Below are 19,438 nucleotides of genomic sequence, written 5' to 3' on the forward strand. Positions count from 1 at the left end.
TCCGATCAGTCAAAAGGTGGCAAGTGTGGGTTTGATCTGTTCGATACTCCACGGAACCGAAAGGACTGTCGGCACGCGGAACGACGTGACCGCCGCAGGATCCAGTTTGAGAACATGGTTTTCCCGTACCGCCGTGAGACCTGGCCACAGGGGAGATGACTCCATTGCAGACAGGTCCCCTGTCGAACCCATGATGATGATATCCGAATTCATCTTATCAATTGTTTCTAAGGACAGCCTACCCTGAACGCCACCTTCGCCGCCACCCAGGCCGATGAGGGAGTCTGGAAGCTTCAAACCCATTTTCGTGAGCATCTGCACCGTAATATCGTTCGGGTCCGTCACGACCTGGATATTATCCGCGCCACCAAAGAACGCAACCGCAAACGTCTTTCCTGCGGCGGCCGGGAACTCCTGGCTCACAGCCGACAGTGTCTGTTCTGTTGAGGCAACAATATTGTCTGCCTCACTTTCCTTCTTGAACAGCTGGCCAACAATCTTGGTTTGGTCCTGCCAGGAATCTAGCTTACCGTCAGCCAGCGCCGGGAGAGTGGGGGCAACATCCTGCAACTTCTTATAAATTTCCTCGTTGGAAGCCAAAGCACCGGCGAGAATCAGGTCGGGTTCCTGCTGCGCAATCTGTTCCAGCGGGACGTCGCTGGGGTTCATCAGCTTCAGCACATGGGTACTGCCCTCAGGCTCAACCTGCAGCTTGCCTTCCTCCCACGGCATGACCGACTTGGGGAAACCAGCGTAACCAGCAATCGCGGCAGGAGACTCACCCAACGCCAGCATGGCATCCGTGTAGCCCGGAACCAGCGTCACCACCTTCTTGGGTTTGGTGGGTAGCTGAGACTCGCCGTAGACGTGGCTCACTGTGATCGTTTCTCCCGACGCGCCACTACCAGACGAGGAACAAGCCGACAGGCCAGCAACCAGCACGATGCTGGCGACAAACGCCAGCATCATCAGGGCGGTTCGATACAAGGGGCGATGTGAAAGCCCTGCGGGTGAACCCATGGCTAATACGGTCATGCGAGAATGACCAGTGGTGGGATGCGTCATGGTGTTGAGAATCTCCTGCTATAAGACGTGATGATTAGTAACAGTTGACCCACGCTGCTGAAGCGAGGTTACAGACTGTGGATTTTTGCAGCTTCCATTCGCCATCCACGTACTGGAAACCGGAATTGGGGTAGGTCCATTCGCCCCAACCAGCTGGCCAGATGATAGTCATGGTCGCGGTGGCGGTGTCGCCCGTGACTACGACGTCGCGGACATCAAACTTCACAATGTCACCCATGGCTTCCATGCCGGGGGGAGGGGCCATCCTGGACCGCACAGCAGCAACCTGCTCTAGGGTGCCTGCGGTGACGGGACCGTCGACCGTGCGCTTAGCTAACTCTGCGCCAGGAACACCAGGCTGGGCTGCGGCCATGGTGGTTTGCAGCAGTAGATCGGCGGAAGGCATCGGGGCTGAAGCTGCTGGGGCCGGCGCTGCGGGGGCTGCCGGAGCTGCCTGCTGGGGTGCAGCTTGCTGTGCCGGAGCAGCGGCTTGCGGTGCTGCGGCTGCCGGAGCTGCCTGTCCTTGTGCAGCGCCGCCAGCACTGGCCGCACCCGGCTGAGCCGCGCCTGCCTGAGCTCCGCCCGCTTGAGCCTGCGCGCCAGGCTGACCCGGCTGGGCTGCGGCGGCACCGGGCTGACCCGGCTGTGCACCTTGAACTGCACCCGACTGATTTGTTGCTCCCGCAGAGCCCTGAAGGGCATATGATTGCGGTTCCTTCAGGGCTGCGACAAGCTGCGCGGTGCGTTCTTCGCTCCGGGTGGTGGATTCTAAAATATAAAATACTGTTGCCCCAGCAGTCACTGCTGAGGCTAGTGCAACGATCAACGCTGCAGCGGCGATCACGCCGAATCCTTTACCCATCCGCGTGTCCGTCACTTCCGGTTCATATTCTTCATATTCTTCTTCTGCTTCTACGGGTTCTACAGGTGCCGTAGCTTCGTCGGTGGGTTCGGTGGGGGGGTCTTCTTGGGTTCTGGCTTCGGCCAGTGTCATGACCTTCCTCCTGACGCGTTTGCGTGTTATGGAAATTACTTCTGTTATTTGGCCATAGCCCTTAAGCTGCGTCAGCCATTATGCTGCGCCAAATATTGTGGACGATTGTTGCATACTAAAAAAAGGCCGTCAAGGGTATCCTTACCTCAGTTTGTTGAACAAACTTGCACGGTTCAGATGGCTGTTTCCTCAACAAAGAACTAGTGTCTCCACATGCCTTCGATTTATCGCCTCTGACATGCCAATAGTCATTTCTTCTCACTATATAGTTTAGGTGAGCCTTGCTTTGTGGGTATCCTGGAGACGCGGCCGACACGTGATGAATAAACATTAATGTTGCGGTGCGGCTAGGCGGCAACTATGCGTCGCGCCTTGGGCCGCGCTGATCTTATATCCACGGCGGCAGCTCAGCGCCTGATGCGAACACAAGTAGTGAACGCGAATGAATAATGACACGGCACCATAACAAGGAGCGAACATATGAGCCAACCGACCAATCCCTTTGATGATGACAATGGACGCTTCTACGTTCTTCGAAACAAAGAGGAACAGCATTCACTGTGGCCCACATTCGCCGCCGTCCCCGACGGTTGGGATGTGGTGTTTGGGGAGGCAAGCCGCGCAGAATGCCTGGACTATGTGAACGAAAACTGGACTGACATTCTGCCGCTGTCAGCGAGGAAAGCCGTTGCGGAAGCACGTGGCGAATAATAATGGCCGCAGATCTTGGCCTGAACATCACAGGTGAGGGCACGCCTATCGTCATGGTGATGGGCCGGAACGCCTCTGGCCGGGTATGGGATGCCCACCAAGTCCCAGGGCTGGTGGCTCGGGGGTGGCGGGTAGCCACGTTTGATAACCGCGGCAGCGGCGGCAACATCGACCCCAACCAGCAGTTTCATTTCAACGACCTGGTCCAAGACGTCCTGACCATCATTGACCAGCACCTCGGCGAACCGGCGTTCCTCGTGGGCACGTCCCTGGGGTCCCGCATCGTTCTGGAGGCTGCGCGCCAGCGGCCTGACCTGGTGCGGGGCGTCGTTGCTGCGGCCGCCCACGCGCGCCTCACGCCCCTGCAGATTGCACAGTCGAAAGAACTCGTGGCGGTCACGGATGCTCTGTCTACCGTTGCCCCCGACTACCTCGCCGCGACCACCGCAACGCTCAATTTATCCCCCAGCACCCTGCTTGACGACGCCGCGTCTGCCGACTGGCTCGCCTTGCTCACCTTCGCGGGGCAAGGATCAACAGTGGGGCTTGCCCAACAAATCGCGGCGGACTGCGGCAGCGATCAGTCGCAGCACTACCCGCAGATCGCGGTGCCTGTGCTGACGTTGGCATACGCGGATGACCGCGTGATTTTCCCCGAGCAAGTGCGCGATGTCGCCCAGCTCATTCCTGGGGCGGAGTATGCCGAGTTACCTCGCGCCGGGCATTTTGGTTATCTGGAACGCCCCAACGAGTTCAACGAACTCGTGCATGAGTTTTTTACTCGCACGAATTCTTAAACAGTCCACTGCTCAACGTCTTGCCAGCGGTGCCACAGGTGGGTGAACAACCCGCCTTTGTCAATGAGTTCGCTGACGGTGCCGTTTTCGGCAATGGCACCGTCTTTGAGCACCACAACAGTGTCGGCGATGGATACCAACGCGGGGCGGTGCGTCACAATCACCATGGTGCGGTGACCCCGCAGCCTGCCCAGGGCATCAACAATTGCTTGTTCATTGGTGGCGTCCAGGGCGGATGTTGCCTCATCGACCAGCAACAAGCCGGTGTTTTTGGCCAGCGCCCGAGCGAGTCCAACACGTTGACGCTCGCCGCCGGACAACGTGCTCCCGCCTTCGCCGACGGTGGAATCCCAGCCGTGTGGCAGCTTGTCAAGAATGTCAACAAGCTGCACCTGATCGGCAATGCTGTCTAAATCAGCGTTGGCATCGGCTGCGGTGACGTTGTCGCGGAGTGTGCCTTGACGGAGCTCTGTCGCTTGGAACATCACAGAGGTATGTGCCAGGCGATTGGGTGCGTCCAAGACAGTGCCGTTAAAGGCAATGCTGCCAGTGTTGTGTTGCCGAAGCCCCGCGAGAACGTCCAGGAGAGTGGATTTTCCAGAGCCGGACTCCCCAACAACAACGGTGATGCTTCCCGCAGGCAGGGCAAGGTTGATGGAATTGATGCCCACAGTGGTGTCGGGGTAGTGGTAGGTCACGTCGCTGACCTGCACTTCCACCGCCTCAGAGGACGTTCCAGTGGGTGGAATGGAATCGCTGGTGTCGGCGGCGTCGACAAGCGCTCGGATGTCCCTGAAGGTGCGTTCCATGGAGCTCATGGGTGTGGCCAGGAGCGACAGGGCACCGGAGGCTTCGATGATGCGCAGCAACACGATGATGAGGGCTGCGGCAGTGGCGCCGGAGATGTCGGAATTGAGGTACAGCATGCCGGTGACCAGTGCGAATGCGAGAAGGCCGAGCTGTGAGGCGATGCTGAACAGCGTCTCACCCGGGATTTGCCAGAGGAGGAGCCGCAGGCCGCGCTGTCGTGACCCGCGGAGGACGTCGTCAAGGGCGGAACGGCTCACCCCGGCGGTGCGGAGCGTTGGTTGTGCCCAGGCGAATTCCAGTGTGGCGTCGTTGAGTTCGCGGGTGGCGTCGTCGTAGGCCGCCTCGGAGCGGGCGATCAGGCGCTGAGACCCCACCAGTGCCAAGGTCAGAAGAACGCCGGTCACGAAGGCCACCATGGCCAGCTTCCACGATATGGTGAGCAGGAAAATGCTGAGCAGTGGGGTAATCAGGATCCCTTGGATGAGAGGGAACATCAGGTGCGCAAGCGCAGAGAGGGATTCAGCACCAGCGGTGGACAGTAGTTTTGAAAGTTTTGACGCGGATTCGGAGTGCAGCTGCGAGATGTCCATCCCACGGATCGACGCCACCCCGGAAGTTTCAACGGTTTTGAGAATGCGGCACCCCAAGGAAAAACCAATGCGGTGGCTGATGTGGTCAATGCCCCACCCCAGCGCCACCAGCCCAACCAGCATGCCCACCCAGCGGATTGCGGAGGCGGGAGTATCCGAGAAAAGTCCCTCGAACAGCGGAATCAGCGTCATGATGGCCCCGGCCTGCACCGCCGTGGACACGACGCTCAGCGTGAAAAATGAGATGCGGTCGCGTGTGGCTTCGGGGCCGGTGATGGCGGCGAGGTTGGAGGGGGCGTCGAAAAGCATGGGTCTACTTTCTGTGCATGCTGGAGGCAAGGCTGCTGTACAACCCGTTGGTGGTGACCAGTTCATTGTGTGTGCCCTGCTCAGCGATGTCGCCGTGCTGGAGCACAACAATGCGGTCGGCGTGGGCGATGGTGTGCAGGCGGTGCGCAACAATGATCTTGGTGCGGCCCTCCAGAAGGGCATCGAGGCCCTTGCGCACAGCCCATTCGGAATCGGGGTCGGCGGCGGCGGTTGCCTCATCCAGCACTACAACATCCGGGTCACCCAACAATGCCCGGGCGATGGCGACGCGCTGGCGCTGGCCACCCGATAGGCTCTTGCGGTCCACGGGCGTGTCGTAGCCGTGGGGGAGGGACATGATGAAGTCGTCAATGTAGGCGGCTTGGGCTGCGGCCCGAACGTCTTCGCGTGTTGCCTCCGGGTGACCCAGCGCAATGTTGTCAAACAGGGTTCCCTTGATCAGCTGCACGTCCTGCAACACCACAGCCACTTTGCGGTGCAGCGTATCTTCTGGGATGTCGCGCAGGTTCACGCCGTCGAGAATGATGGCACCATCCTCGGGGTCCCACAGGCGCGCCAGCAGGCTTGCAAAGGTGGACTTCCCGGACCCGGACGGCCCCACCAGCGCCGTTGTGGTGCCAGCGGGAATATCAAGGTCGATCTTGTTCAGCGCCCGTGTGCCCGCCGAATAGGAGAACGAGACGTTCTTCACCGTGATGTTTCCGCAGGTGCGTGCGCTCGCGACCTCAGTTGTGTCGGCAGCGTCTTCCACGCCCGAGGCAGCATCGCGCTGCGAGCCATCGCTGGATTCGCTGAGTTCCGGTGTGGTGAGCAGCAGCTCCAGGCTCTTTTTCGCGTTGAGACCTTCGCGAATGCCGTTGGCGGAATAGGAGACGGCCAGCAGGCGATCACCAAAGGACGTTCCCAAGATCAAAAACGGAATGATGTTCTCCGCAGGCATGATGCCACTCACCACAAGACCGGTCCCTACCAGCAGCAACAACGCCATGATGCTCATCGGTTTGGTCATTTGTGTGGAGTTCAGTTTGGAGTCCAGGGTGCTCCGCTGCCAGGTGATCAGGTAATCGCCCATTTCTTGCAGTTCACGGGGCAGGTTGACTGTGGCATCGTCGCCAAACACTCGGCTCACGGCCTGCCCGGACACGAACCGTTCCGTATCGCCGCTGATGGTGGCGTTCCAGCGCAGAATCCGGGCAATTTTTTGCTTATCGGCACTGGCCTGGCGCACCGTGACCACAATGTAGAGCACGATAGGAAGCAGCAGCACCAGCGCCAACCGCCAATCCACCGTGAACAGGTAAATCAGAATGGCGAGCGGGGTGACTACCGCACCCACCATGTCCGGCACCGCGTGCGTAATCAAATAATGCAACGAAGACACATTGTCCTGCACCAACGTCTTCACTTCTGCGGACCGGCGGTCCTTAAACCAGCCCAAGGGCAGGCGTGACAGTTTGTGCAGCAGGCGCTTCCGCAGTGCCGCCGAATAGTTGGCATCGTACACATGCTGCGCGAACAGCAACACTGCCGTCCCCAACGTATTGAAGCCCAGGATGCCGACCCCCACAAGCCCCACCTGAATCAGCTCGTCCTGGTTCGCACCCCGCACCAGGCGCTGCGCGAGCTCAGAAAACAGAATAAACGGCACAATGTAGGTGATGGACAGCAGCGCCTGTGCCAGCCCACTGATAATCAACGCTACCCGCGCCGGGCGCAGCACCGAAACGGCAGCTTTATCGCTGGTCGCCGTATCGCTTGTCGACGCCGCGACCGGTGCCGTAGTCTGCTCCGTTGCTGCTGCATCCGCAGTATCTGCGCCTGAGTTGTCGGCTGTGGTGTCAGGTTCAACATCAACCTGTTTGCCCATGGCTCGGCCTTCAATCCAGTACGCCTGGGAATGCAAGGTTGCGCGATTGTGGCCAAAATTCAGTTCCAGATGCGATTTGACCAGCCGGGTTGCCGTGCTTTCGGCGGCGACCCAACAGCGCCACCCGTGAACGTCGTGGCCTTCGAGGGCGTCAACAAGCGCGCGGGCGTCGTGACGCGTGGGTATCCAGCGGACGGTGATGTCGGGGTGGTCAGGGAAGGACAGCTGAGTATCGTCGTCACGGAATTGTTCCATGACAACCTGGATGGGTGCACCGGTGGGCAGCGTGCCGATGATGGCGTTGATTGCGGGCCACGATGCTGCGTCGCCGACAAACAGGTAGCCGCGCGGCGGTTGGTCGTCGGGAGTAAAGCCGTCCCCACCGAATCGCTGCATGGTGAGTTCATCCCCCGCGCGGGCGCGCACAGCCCACGAGGATGCCGGGCCGCTGGGGGTGTGAATAAGAAACGCGATGGAAAAGACTCCAGTGGTGGGGTCGGCGTGGAGGAGGGTGTAACAGCGCTGATGAAGTTTTCCCTGGCCCTCATGGTCAGGGAACCATACGCGCACCCACGAGGCGGGAAGCTCCCCGTCGCTGTTCAGTAACGTGTCGGAATGAAACGTAATGTGTACAACGTGCTGCGTGAGCCATTCGGACTCGATGACGGTTGCGGTGTGCTCCTCAACGCGCATGGCGCGGAGCATGGCTCCCTGAAAGCCTTTCCCCATAGCGAGCTTCCTCCTCCTGGGTAGTGTCGTGTCGGTGCCACTGCCCTTAACTGCCGCCCGCATGTGTGTGGCGTTAGGTCACGCGGGTAGATGTGGTGGCGAGGTAGCTTTTCACCGATTCAAGAACTTCACCTGCCCTGATGGATACCAGGGACAACAGTGATGAACTGAAACCATGACTATGTTCTACACCACCACACAGGTAAATAGCTGGAGCGGGGGTATCACCAGTAGCTAACCGGTAGTCTCGTTCCACAATGACGCGCCCATTGTCATCCACGGGTATGTGTGATAAGTCTACAAAAAATTCCCGAGGATCGGATTCATTAAAACCTGTTCCGCAGATGAGCATGTCCGCATTGAGGGTTTCCGTGGTGCTGTCCATGGAGTTTTCCAACTGAAGCTGCACGCCATCAGGAGTTTCTGCAATCGACGTTACGTATGTGGTGTCGTGAATGAAAAGGCGTTTCTTTCCATCAAGGCGCTCTTTGTAGGTCAAGCGGAAGAGTTCATTCAGCAGATCTGGATCCACCGCAGTGTAGTTTGTCCCAGCATGGACGGCCCGCAGACGCTCGCGTTCTTCGACGGGGGCGGCGTGCCACTTGTCCACGGCGTCGGGGTCAAACACTCGGTTGGCAAAGGGTGAATCGTCGCTGGGGGTAAGCCCATATCGGGTGTGAATCAGGTGGACTTCCGAATCGGGGAACGTAGCGTGCAGGTACTTTGCTATTTCCGCTGCGCTTTGTCCGCCGCCCAACACGGCGAGTTTTTTGTTCGGAGTGGTGGTGTTGTGTTCCCTGAATTGTTCAAGGAACGGCAGAATGTGCACGCTGTGGGACACTCGATCATTCTCGGTGAGGCCGTCGGGGAGTGATGGATTCAGTCCCGTGCCTAGGAGAACGGCGCGGGCACGATAGTGCTGGGTGTTGCCGTCTGCGTCGACCGTGTTGACCACGGCGATGTCTCCATCGGTATCGATGCTGGTTACGCTGGTGCCGTACTGCACGTCAACGGGGACGTTGCGGGCCGCCCACTGGATGTAATCTGCGATTTCCTGGCGGGAGGGGAAGAACGTTTGCAGATTAATGAAGTCCGTGAGCCGATTGTTTTCAAACAAATAGTTGAAAAAAGTGAAGCGGCTGCGGGGATTGCGCAGTGTGGCTAAGTCCTTGGGGAAAGCGATCTGCATCACGGCGTCGGGAAGCAGCATGCCCGGGTGCCAGGCGGTGGTGGGGGAGGACTCCAAGAATAGGGCTGTGAGCTGTGCTTTGTCTGGGTGTGCTTCGTTTTCGTCGGCCAATGCCGCTGCGAATGCGATGTTCGACGGTCCGAAACCAATGCCAATGACATCAAGGGTGTCTGTGCCATTGGTTTGGCGAATGTCTTGATGTGATGGCAAGCTATCTGAAGACAAACTAGTGGTAGGCAAGGTCATATCTAATTATATTAGGTTAGACTTACCTTTATGCACAAGGAAACTACCTCACCTGCTCCGATGTCAAGCACCGACAACAACCTCCGCACAGGATTCGTCGGCTCCCCCATGCTGCCTTTCCTTAACGACGACCCCTCACTCGATGCCGGGCAGCCCCTGGACCAGCTGGTATGGGACCAGCTAGAACAGTCCCCGAACAAGGTCGCGATTATCGACGGCCCACGCACCCTCACCTACGCACAGTTACGCGCCCATGCGGAAGGTGTTGCGCGGGGGCTAGTAGCGCGGGGACGTCAGCCGGGCGACCGTGTGCTGTTGCACCTTGAGAATGGTCTAGCGTTTGCCGAAGCGCTGATGGGAACCCTGCTTGCCGGATGCGTGCCAGTACTCACACTGCCAGGTCATCGCTTTGCGGAACTGTCGCACTTGGCGCAGCTCAGCGGGGCGGCCGAACTAGTGGGCACAGATAAGGCTCTGCTAGACGAGGTGGCTGCTTCGTGCGATGTTTCTGTTGTGCATGTTGGGGGGCTGCCGATTACAGAAGGGACTGACAGGGGAGATGCTGGTGCGGATGCGGCCGAGTGGCATCCCGGGTTTGTACCAGATAACCCTGCCGTATTGCTTGTGTCTGGCGGAACCACAGGGTTGCCCAAGCTGATTGCCCGGACCCACCAGGACTACCGCTACAACATTGCCTGCGCGGCCGCTGCCTGCACCATTACGGGAGACGACGTCTACCTTGCTGCGCTGCCGTTGGCACACAATTTCCCGCTGGCAAGCCCTGGGCTGTTTGGGGTGCTGGCCGCAGGCGGGACTGTTGTCTGTGCGCCCATTCCCAGCCCCGACATGATCTTTGACCTCATCGAACAACACCGCGTCACCATTGTCTCCGCAGTTCCTTCCCTTGCATTGCTGTGGGCCGAAGCCACCGAATGGGAAACCCAAGACCTCAGCTCACTGCGTCTTGTGCAGGTCGGCGGCGCGCGGTTTAGCCCGGAACAAGCGGTTATTGTGGATGAGGCATTTAACAACACCCTCCAGCAAGTATTCGGCATGGCCGAAGGACTATTGTGCTTCACCACTCCAGGAGACTCGGACCGCGACCGTGTGCGCACCACCCAGGGCTACCCCATGAGCCCGCTCGATAAGCTCCGCATCGGTGCCGATGGTGGCCTGGAAACCAGCGGACCCTACACCATCCTCGGTTACTACCGGGCACCCGCCGCCAACGAAGCATCCTTTACTGACGACGGCTGGTACCGCAGCGGCGACAACGTGCACATCCACGACGACGGCTCCGTGGTGGTGATGGGCCGCATCAAAGACGTAGTGATCAAAGCCGGGGAAAATGTGGACTGCGTGGAACTGGAAGAAGTGTTATCGCAGGTACCAGGTGTAGCGAACGTTGTGGTGGTCGGTGCTCCCGACGAGTACCTTGGCGAAGCCGTGGTGGCGGGGATTGTTGCGCAGCCCGGAAGCCAGATTGACCTGGAACTACTACGCGCAGCCGTCCACGATGCGGGCATGGCCGACTTCAAACAACCCGACCGGTTGCTCATGATGAACCGCGTTCCACTCACCGCCGTGGGAAAGCCAGACCGGAAGGTTGTGGCGGAATGGGCGCGGGAGGCTTAACGCCTTCGGTGAGTGATGATGTAATAGATACGTGAATGCAACGGTGCAGTGGAGTGAACAAGAACCCGGCGTTGTTGTATTCCCTTCCGGTGCGCGAATAAGAGGTCGGCCTCGTAGCTATTACCGGGAAGGCGTGGAATTACCCGATCATATTGTGATGCTCGCAGGGTTTTCTCCACGTACTTTACCCATAGCTGAGACTCAGTGGATTAGGTGGCCGGATTTTTGGATTCCAGTTGATGGACCAAAAACTCGCTGTGTTTTAGAAACCGCGCTTAAAAAGGCACGGGATTCCCGTGTGGACATAACATGTGGCGGAGGAATTGGGCGAACAGGAACTGCGCTCGCATGCATTGCGGTACTTGATGGAATAGATTCAGCCAGCGCAGTGGCCTTTATTCGAGAAAACTATCATCCGCGAGCAGTGGAAACTCCGTGGCAACGCTGGTACATTTCACGGTTTGCGTCCACAGTTGGTCAGTGAAGGAACGCGAAAGAGAAGCGATTTGTTGTTTGGTTGTTTATGTTGCGACGTGCAGGCGTGTCTCACGATTATCGCTGGATAAGCGTGTTACAGTGAGTTATCTACGTTGACGCGTCCCCATCAAAGCGCTATCTACCCAGTTCAAGCATGTTTTTGAACGGGGTTAACTTGCAGGGGTGGTGGGGTGGTCTCAGATAACTCGATACCGGCGTTTGGTGTGTAGTGGGTTGACCTGGTGTTTTTATTGGAAATTAAGGAAGCAAATGCGGGAATGTGATCTATTCGACGGGGGTGTGTAAACTGTTTCCTCCGCCGCTGGTCAGAGGGGGTGTTTTTCTGGTAGGGTCAGAACCCAAGTACCGCGATATAGCGGATGAGGAACACCCCTACTTCTTTTCTTGCTTCACTCTATTTCATTTAGCGCAGAATCGCCAGGAATATTCACATGTCTTAATGTGATTAAATTCGTTGAATAAGGGTGACTATTCGTGCTATCGCTCAATGAAAAAGCGACCCACTTTCGATTATATGGGGAATTATTCACGGGCCTAAAGAATATTCAAAAAGTAGTTATTTTCTGAGGTTGTTCCTTGTAGTATGGGGTCCACGCGCAGTACGGCAATACGATCGGAAGGCGGGAATCAACCATGCTGAGTGTCTCTACTTTGGGTAAGACAATCGCCATGAACGGGAAAACTGGGAAGAACAGCAAGAAAGCATGGCTGTTCAAAAACGTCACGCTCGATGTCCACGCAGGTGAGATGGTTGCCCTCATGGGACAATCAGGGTCGGGAAAATCAACGCTGCTCAACTGCATGTCTGGCCTAGCCCCTGCAGATGAAGGCACCTGCCAGGTTGATGGAAACATGCTTTCCAACGTCAGCAAACGACACCTGCGGCGGAACCTGCGCAACCATGTGTCGCTTATCTTCCAAGACCATCATCTGATTCCTGGGCTCACGCTTTTACAGAACGTGCAGCTAGCACGCAGCCTCTCAGACGCAACCGCAACAAACGCACAACCACAGCAACTCACTCCCGATGAAGCATTGGACAGACTAGGGATTGGTCCGGAACGCAATTCCCTCCCAGAGTCGGTATCGGGAGGCCAGGCTCAACGCGCCGCCATTGCGCGTTCTCTGGTCACCTCGGCGCAGGTCATTTTCGCTGATGAACCTACTGGCGCGCTGGATGGGGAGAACATTGGCAAAGTACTCACCGAAATGCGGCGTGCCTGCCATGAAATGAAGACGCACATGGTGGTTGTCACCCACGACCACGCTGTTGCCGCAGCGTGCGACCGTACGTTACTGCTGGAGGGAGGCACCGTCCATGCCAGCGACCACTAAACAGGTCACCAGGGAGTACGCCAAGCACACCTTCCCCGCCACAGCGACCGCCACTGCTGTATTCGGCTTGTCCTGTGGTGTGCTTGCTGCGGTGCTCAATATTCGTAGCGCTGCCGCTTTGGAAGGTGATAGTTCAAACATTATGGTCCCGATCTCCACGAACGCGGCAGTGTCCTGGGTGATTGCCTCCCTGTTCTGCGTGCCGTTTGTGCTGGACAAGGCGTTTCGGCGCGCGGATTATCTCAACTCCTGCCTTGCCGTGATTGGTTGGCCTATCCGCCGCCAGGTCCGCATGCTGGCCGGGCAGTTCGCGATCATTCTCGCTGGTGGAACGGTACTCAGCTATCCGGTTTCCGTGGTCACCCAGTGGGGGGTTGTGGCGTATTCGCCGCGCCAACGGTGTGGATATGTTGTTTCCCCAGCACGTGCATGCCTCCATCTCGTTGACTTCTTTAGCAACAGCAACCATACTCACGGCACTGCCGCTCGGGTTATCCTTTCTTGCAGTGCTGCGTTCGGCCGCGTTCGGGAAAATTCGGGAAAACCTAGACCCCACACCAGTGACCATTACGGTCCCACAGCCCCGCTTGTTGAGTGGCCAGTTCCTGGTGTTTCTCATTGCCATCGTGTGTCTGTGGGGTGCGATCTCAGCGGGGGACCAGGCCGGGATTTTCGTTATTCTGGCTTTTGTGCTGCTGCTTTCCTGGTTTGCAGCCACCTGGACGCTGCCCCTCACCCGCGCTGCGGAGAAGGTTCTGGCCAAAGCCACCCCGCGATCACCGCGTTCTGCCGCCTTATCAGCGTTGTTGGGTGAGTTTCATCCGTCTCTTCGTGCGGTGTTTGTGCCGCTTGTGTACATTCTGGGTGTTCCGGCGGTGTTGTTTTCGGTGAGCCGAACCGAGGCCATTGCACACCATGATCCCCATGCCGGTGTGGCCGTGTGGGATTTTTCGGTGCTGTTGGGGTTGGCTTTGGTGTATGTGGGGTGTGCCTGCGTCGTTACCTTTTTCATCGCCGCCGCAGAGCACAACACCACAGCGGACTACCTCAACCAGGTTGGTATTGGTGAGCTGACAACCAGGGTGCTTAGGTTTCTTGGCATTCCCGCCATGCTTTTAGGTGCCAGTTTGGCAGTGGCCGCTGTGTTTGCCTTCCTGGCCAGCCTGCTTCACGCCACATTGCTGGGAGGCACTATCGTCGCCGCGTTTCAGGGGTTGAGGCTGGGTTTTTCGTGTGGCCTGGCGGCTGTGTTGCTGGTGGTGTTCGCGGTCGTCGGTACCTGCTGCGTGCTTCGCGCCCGCAACTAACGCACATCCCCCGCAGAATCTCATAAAGGTATTCTGAAAAAGTTTTTGTTGAATGTTATTGCGTTCGCGAAAAGTATGTGTAATAATCAACCGTGGCTCGACAAAGCGATGGGCCACAATACAGTTACATGCAGGACATGAATGAGTGATGGAAAGGAGTCCCGCCGTGAGTCAACGCGCACCACTGATAAGCTATGAACAGCCTCAACGTGAACGCGAGCGCAGCTATAATCAGCCTTCGGATCTATGGCCACTGACCTCGGCGTTTGATGAACTCCTCCCACTCTCTCTGCTAGTGAGAAGCTAGTAGCTACAGAGAATTCATCAGCGCCCACGTCAGAACGTGAGGCGCTTTTTTGATGCTGTCATTTCCTTTTTAATTGGGTGAAATACTTTTACCACATAAGTGTATTTGGCATGCAAAATATAACACCAAGTAGATGAAATTCTGCATGTCGTAAGAAAGGGTAATCTATGTGTAAGACGAACCGAGATGATGCCGCAGAGGCTACGCGTACTGCGACGCATAATGTGCACATCTCGGATAGGAAGGTGAAAGTCTTCGCTTCTGAGGTGGAGGAATCCACGCTGAAGCAGGCACGTGAGCTGGCTCGGATGCCGTTTGTATGGCCGCATGTGGCACTGATGCCGGATGCGCACACGGGCCTGGGGTCCAGCGTGGGCACTGTGTTCGGCACTAAGCGCGCGGTCATTCCCGCCGCTGTGGGCGTGGATATTGGGTGCGGCATGATTGGCGTGCTCACGCAGTTCACCAAGGATGACCTGCAGGGTAAGGATCTGAAGGACCTGCGTCAGGCCATTGAGGATAACATTCCGTTGTCGCCGGGTAACTACAATTCCTGGCAGCTGCGGGATAGCGCTAATGATCGGTGTCGCGAGTTGAATGCCCTGGCTGAAGAGCTGGGTGTGGATTTGTCGCATTCGCCGAAGTGGCGTCAGCAGTTAGGTTCGTTGGGTGGTGGTAACCATTTCATTGAATTGTGTTTGGACGAGCAGGACCGCGTGTGGATGTTCCTGCACTCCGGTTCCCGCGGTGTGGGCAACAAGATTGCAAAGAAGCACATTAAGATTGCCCAGCGTCTGTGTGAGCAGTGGTGGATTCCCCTGCCCAACAAGGATTTGGCGTACTTGGTGCAGGGGACCCCAGAGTTCAAGGCTTATCTGCAGGATTTGAAGTGGGCGCAGCGGTTTGCCTTCCTCAACCGTGAGGAAATGATGGACCGTTTCGCTGACTGTCTGGAGGAGTTCATGGGCCAGGAGCTTGTGGAGCTGGAGCGCATTAACTGCCACCACAACTACACGGTGAAGGAGAAGCACTTCGGGCACGAGGTGTGGCTGACCCGTAAGGGTGCGGTGAATGCGGCAGAGGGCCGGAAGGCCCTGATCCCGGGTTCGATGGGCACTGCGTCCTACGTTGTGGAGGGTAAGGGCTACCCGGGTGGTTTGATGTCTGCGCCGCATGGTGCGGGGCGTCGTTTCTCCCGCACGGAAGCCCGCCGCCGTTTCACGGTGGATGATTTGGCGGCCCGCATGGAAGGTATTGAGTACCGTCCGGGTGAGGAGTTCATCGACGAAATCCCGGACGCCTACAAGGACATTGACGTGGTGATGCGCGACGCGGAGCCGCTGGTGACGGTGCTGCACCGCCTGCGCCAGGTCATGAACGTCAAGGGTACGTAGCCTACAGCGGGGTTTCCGCTAGAACACGACCGGTAGGTTGATGACTGCCGGCCATCGGCTCCTCAGTAACCATCACTTTTTCAATGTTGGCAGGCAGCGGCATCCATACGTCGCTGTGTGGTTCCGGTCCGATCACGCCTGCGGAACGCATGGTGCCGTCCTGACCAACGGCCCATACTTGCGCACCCATTCCAGCATCAACCACCGGTTGCCCGTCCACCATGGCGCCGCCTTTGCCCATCGAATCGGACACCACAATGGACAGGTTTGCCCCCTTGGCATCCATGTCGGCGCTGCGCACATCGAAGGCACCCATGATGGCGTGCATTTCCCGGGTTCCGGCCTGTTCGGCGCTTATCGACGCCCCGTTTCCCCCGCTCTCCTCTTTGCTGCCCGACCACAGCACGGTGGCACCAATGCCCACACTCGCGATGGCGAGGCACGCGGCGGCGATGGTGAGGAAGCGGGGGGTGGGGCGGCGTCGAGAAGCAATAGTGGTTACATTGTCCTGGGGAGTCTCGGCGACGGCTGCCAGCACGGAGTTTTTCAGCGCGGGGGAGACGGGGACGGGGGATGGGAGGTCAGCGAGGGCGTCGCCAGCTGCCTGCAACTCGGGTTCGGTGCGGATCGCGTCGGTGAAGGCATCATCGCGGGTCATAGTGCGTCACTCCCTTTCCATCTAAGAGCGTTTTGAGTTTGCGCAGGCCGTCGCGCACGCGGGTCTTTGCTGTGCCTAGGGGAACGCCAGTGGCTTCGGCAAGTTCACTATGCGTCAGACCTGCGAAAAAAGCCAGCACAATGGCGGTTGTGTGAGGTTCGCCAATGTCATCGACAATCCGGCGGAGCTCTGCATTCTCCACAGCGGATACGGCTTCCTCCTCAACAGACAAGGACCAACCGGCTGCCCGTTGTGTCGCGTCCTTCTCCTCACGATCATGGGAGGCAATAAAAGAGCGCAGCCGATCAATGCTGCGCATGCGGGTCAGGCGAAGCACCCACGAGCGTGCGCCACCCAGAGTGGCATCAAACTGCGGGGCTTTGCGCCACACTTCCACAAAAACTTCCTGGACCACTTCTTCCGCTTGGGCGTGGTCATGAATAATGCGGGTTGCCAGGCCCAAGGCTTGGGGTGCGAGGTGATCAAAAAGCTGCTCGAAGGCATGCTGATCACCCCGCGCCACCTGCTCTAACAGCGCGTCGCACCACTGCGAGGACTGTGGCGATGCTCCAATATCCACGACATGTGAGCTTAATATAGGCACGACGCTGTCCAGTGTTTAGTGGTTGCTTTCAGACATCATGGTGTCGGGCTTCATCTCATCCGACATCATCATGCTGTCGCTGGGTGCCATGCTGTCGCTCGGCATCATGCTATCGCTGGGTTTCATGGACTCGGAGGTCATCATCGACTCTGACGATTTCTCCATCTTCTCCATGGTGCTGCTTTCCTTGGATGACCCGGTCGAATCATTGTTGTTGCATGCGGTGAGTCCGAAGGCGGCGATGCCAATGGATGCGGCGGCGATGGCGAAACGAATCTTCTTCTGCATGAATTGCTCCATTCTTTATGTAATGCCCCGCTCAGTGCGGGATGCACCCAGTACTACGGAGTGCTGGGTTGCGTCGGATTGCACCGGATTGTGTGATGTACATCATGGGTAAATGGGTCAATCCGAACGGCCGGTTGGCTCCGTAATGCTGGGTGTTCCCATCCCAATAACCAAGGAGGAAGCCCAAACCATGTGGGAGTTAGCAGCAATTGGCCTGATCGGAGGTGTGGTCACCGGTATTTCGCCGTGCATTCTGCCCGTGCTACCGGTTGTGTTGGCCGTGACCACCGGGGAACGTGCCCGTCCCTTCCGCGTTGTCGCGGGCATTGCGCTCAGCTTTTCCGCCATTACCTTGCTGGGCACCGTGGTGCTCGGTGCCCTCGGTTTACCCACAGGTATTCTGCGCTGGGTAGGCATCACCCTGTTGGTGCTGGTAGGGCTCGGCATGATCGTCCCGCAGCTAGGGCACCTTGTAGACAAGCCCTTTGAATACCTTCCCCGGCCTGTGTTCCTGCAGAACAAAGCTCGTGGTCGTGGGGGTTTTGTGGTGGGCATGGCGCTCGGCGCGGTGTATGTTCCCTGCGCCGGACCAGTGCTGGCGGCCGTCACTGTGGCCGGTGCCACTGGTGATATTGGCTGGTCAACCGTGGTGCTCACCGTAGCATTTGCTCTTGGTGCATCCGCGCCATTGCTGGTGTTTGCGCTTGCGGGAAACAAAATCGGTGAGCGCATTGATGCTGCTCAGAAAAACCGCACGATCATGCGCGGTGCCGCAGGGTCTGTGGTGCTGGTTCTGGCATTGGCCTTGGCTATCGACGCCCCGGCGCGCATCCAACGCGCCCTGCCCGACTGGACCGCTAGTGCACAGCGATCCCTCGGGGACAATAGCCAGGTGCAAGAAGCGCTGGGTGCAGTGCGCAACGGGGCGTCGACAAGCGGTGGAGGCAGCCTCGATAGTTGCCGCGATGCCGACCCAGGTGAGCTGCACGATTGTGGTGTTGCCCCAGCGTTTGCGGGACTCAGCGGCTGGTTGAACACGGATGAGCCCGTGGACCCGACGAAACAGGTCACGCTGGTGGATTTCTGGGCCTACGCCTGCATCAACTGTCAGCGCGCCAACCAGCATGTGACCGCCCTGTATGACACCTACCGTGACTACGGGTTGCAGGTGGTTGGTCTGCATGCCCCCGAATACGGTTTTGAACATGAGGCTGCCAACGTGCAGGCTGCGACGAAGGAGCAGAACATTCATTACCCTGTGGCACAGGACAATGACTTTGCCACCTGGAAAAACTACAACAATCGGTACTGGCCTGCGCATTACTTGATTGACAGTCATGGGAAGGTGCGGCAGATTCACGAGGGTGAGGGGGCGTATGCGGATACGGAAAAACTGGTTCGTACGCTGCTGAAAGAAGCCAACCCGGATGTAGAGTTACCCGACCCCATTGAAACATCTGGCGCGGATGGCGGGCGTGCCGCAGAGGGAACGGAAGGGCACCGCAATCCTGAAACCTATCTGGGTACGGCGCGAGCACGGTATTACGCCAACCCCGGCAGTAAGTATGTGACTGGCGTGCAGACTTTTGAGGAAGTCGAGAAGCCGGATCGCTATTTCTATACGCTGGGCGGAACCTGGAATCTGAAGAGCGATTCTATTACCCCGGCTGCGTCCGAGGGTGCTTCGCTGACCTTGAATTTCCGTGCCGCCGTGGTGCAACTGGTGGCCTCGGGGCATGGAGTATTGAAGGTTACCTACCCCGATGGCAGTACCAAGGACATTCCCGTGCCAGATGTTCCGGGCTCGATTGACCTGATTCGTGGCGATTCTGCGCAGGAAGGGCTGCTGAACGTCAGTGTTCCCGAAGGCGTGGAGATGTACTCGATGACCTTTGGGTGACTGTGAGTTAGGCTTGGCACCCCTGGATCGGGGTGTCGTGCTTGACATGGTGATTGATGGAGGGATTTTCAATAAGAAACCGGCGCTTGTATTTGTGCAGGCCAGAGTTGTTTTAAAAATGTTGAAAAAGTTTCCCAGTTCAAAGGCTTGATTTTCATTAGCGTTTTCAACTAGTCTCTGATTC

At 57.9% G+C, this 19,438-nt stretch carries 16 protein-coding genes; 8 read left to right on the plus strand and 8 right to left on the minus strand.

From position 1 onward, the window contains the following. Nucleotides 1-9 precede the first annotated feature (9 nt). The gene (locus CDUR_RS00220) at nucleotides 10-1,065 is read right to left on the minus strand and encodes an iron-siderophore ABC transporter substrate-binding protein (RefSeq protein WP_233452962.1); all 1,056 of its coding nucleotides are present in this window, start codon (nucleotides 1,063-1,065) and stop codon (nucleotides 10-12) included. Between the two features lie 34 nt (nucleotides 1,066-1,099). Then, nucleotides 1,100-2,059, minus strand: coding sequence for an MTB12 C-terminal domain-containing protein (locus CDUR_RS00225; protein WP_179418537.1), 960 nt, complete (start codon nucleotides 2,057-2,059; stop codon nucleotides 1,100-1,102). A gap of 480 nt (nucleotides 2,060-2,539) precedes the next feature. Between CDUR_RS00225 and CDUR_RS00230 the strand changes: the two genes are divergently transcribed. Further along, nucleotides 2,540-2,770, plus strand: a complete 231-nt coding sequence (locus tag CDUR_RS00230) for an MbtH family protein (RefSeq protein WP_006061590.1) — start codon at nucleotides 2,540-2,542, stop codon at nucleotides 2,768-2,770. A 2-nt stretch (nucleotides 2,771-2,772) separates the two neighbouring features. Then, the gene (locus CDUR_RS00235; RefSeq protein WP_179418538.1) at nucleotides 2,773-3,567 is read left to right on the plus strand and encodes an alpha/beta hydrolase; all 795 of its coding nucleotides are present in this window, start codon (nucleotides 2,773-2,775) and stop codon (nucleotides 3,565-3,567) included. On the opposite strand, the gene CDUR_RS00240 is transcribed toward CDUR_RS00235, so the two are convergent. The 3 genes from CDUR_RS00240 to CDUR_RS00250 form a co-directional block, all read right to left on the minus strand. Continuing rightward, on the minus strand, nucleotides 3,564-5,276 hold the full coding sequence (locus tag CDUR_RS00240; RefSeq protein WP_179418539.1) for an ABC transporter ATP-binding protein: 1,713 nt from the start codon (nucleotides 5,274-5,276) through the stop codon (nucleotides 3,564-3,566). The two genes, CDUR_RS00235 and CDUR_RS00240, sit on opposite strands and share 4 nt — an antisense overlap. A 4-nt stretch (nucleotides 5,277-5,280) precedes the next feature. Next, entirely contained in the window at nucleotides 5,281-7,893 is a 2,613-nt protein-coding gene (locus CDUR_RS00245; RefSeq protein WP_233452963.1) for an ABC transporter ATP-binding protein/permease, read from the minus strand. Nucleotides 7,894-7,966: 73 nt separating this feature from the next. Then, nucleotides 7,967-9,328, minus strand: a complete 1,362-nt coding sequence (locus tag CDUR_RS00250; protein ID WP_179418541.1) for a lysine N(6)-hydroxylase/L-ornithine N(5)-oxygenase family protein — start codon at nucleotides 9,326-9,328, stop codon at nucleotides 7,967-7,969. 30 nt (nucleotides 9,329-9,358) lie between these two features. Between CDUR_RS00250 and CDUR_RS00255 the strand changes: the two genes are divergently transcribed. From CDUR_RS00255 to CDUR_RS00270, 5 genes are all read left to right on the plus strand, one after another. Then, nucleotides 9,359-10,963, plus strand: coding sequence for an AMP-binding protein (locus CDUR_RS00255; RefSeq protein ID WP_233452964.1), 1,605 nt, complete (start codon nucleotides 9,359-9,361; stop codon nucleotides 10,961-10,963). A 157-nt stretch (nucleotides 10,964-11,120) separates the two neighbouring features. Further along, nucleotides 11,121-11,447 carry a protein-tyrosine phosphatase family protein gene (locus tag CDUR_RS12910; RefSeq protein WP_325064672.1) on the plus strand — a complete coding sequence of 109 codons (327 nt, stop codon included), beginning with the start codon at nucleotides 11,121-11,123 and terminating at the stop codon, nucleotides 11,445-11,447. A 647-nt stretch (nucleotides 11,448-12,094) separates the two neighbouring features. After that, nucleotides 12,095-12,796, plus strand: coding sequence for an ABC transporter ATP-binding protein (locus CDUR_RS00260; RefSeq protein ID WP_179418542.1), 702 nt, complete (start codon nucleotides 12,095-12,097; stop codon nucleotides 12,794-12,796). Between the two features lie 326 nt (nucleotides 12,797-13,122). Further along, nucleotides 13,123-14,103: a hypothetical protein gene (locus CDUR_RS00265; RefSeq protein WP_179418543.1), complete on the plus strand. Its 981-nt coding sequence runs from the start codon at nucleotides 13,123-13,125 to the stop codon at nucleotides 14,101-14,103. A gap of 474 nt (nucleotides 14,104-14,577) precedes the next feature. Next, entirely contained in the window at nucleotides 14,578-15,804 is a 1,227-nt protein-coding gene (locus tag CDUR_RS00270) for an RtcB family protein (RefSeq protein WP_006061578.1), read from the plus strand. A 1-nt stretch (nucleotide 15,805) separates the two neighbouring features. On the opposite strand, the gene CDUR_RS00275 is transcribed toward CDUR_RS00270, so the two are convergent. Genes CDUR_RS00275 through CDUR_RS00285 form a run of 3 tightly spaced genes read right to left on the minus strand, consistent with a single transcriptional unit; the run spans nucleotide 15,806 to nucleotide 17,354 of the window. Then, nucleotides 15,806-16,462 (minus strand): anti-sigma factor, encoded by a 657-nt coding sequence (locus tag CDUR_RS00275; protein ID WP_179418544.1) that lies wholly within the window; start codon nucleotides 16,460-16,462, stop codon nucleotides 15,806-15,808. Continuing rightward, nucleotides 16,449-17,042 carry a sigma-70 family RNA polymerase sigma factor gene (locus CDUR_RS00280; protein WP_179418545.1) on the minus strand — a complete coding sequence of 198 codons (594 nt, stop codon included), beginning with the start codon at nucleotides 17,040-17,042 and terminating at the stop codon, nucleotides 16,449-16,451. Before CDUR_RS00280 ends, CDUR_RS00275 begins: the two co-directional genes overlap by 14 nt. A gap of 39 nt (nucleotides 17,043-17,081) precedes the next feature. After that, on the minus strand, nucleotides 17,082-17,354 hold the full coding sequence (locus CDUR_RS00285; protein ID WP_179418546.1) for a hypothetical protein: 273 nt from the start codon (nucleotides 17,352-17,354) through the stop codon (nucleotides 17,082-17,084). Between the two features lie 190 nt (nucleotides 17,355-17,544). Here CDUR_RS00285 and CDUR_RS00290 point away from each other — a divergent pair, with 190 nt between their 5' ends. Further along, nucleotides 17,545-19,254, plus strand: coding sequence for a cytochrome c biogenesis protein CcdA (locus CDUR_RS00290; protein WP_179419152.1), 1,710 nt, complete (start codon nucleotides 17,545-17,547; stop codon nucleotides 19,252-19,254). The last annotated feature ends 184 nt before the right edge of the window (nucleotides 19,255-19,438 follow it).

This window comes from Corynebacterium durum (assembly GCF_030408675.1).
In the GTDB taxonomy this organism is placed as follows: Bacteria; Actinomycetota; Actinomycetes; order Mycobacteriales; family Mycobacteriaceae; genus Corynebacterium; species Corynebacterium durum.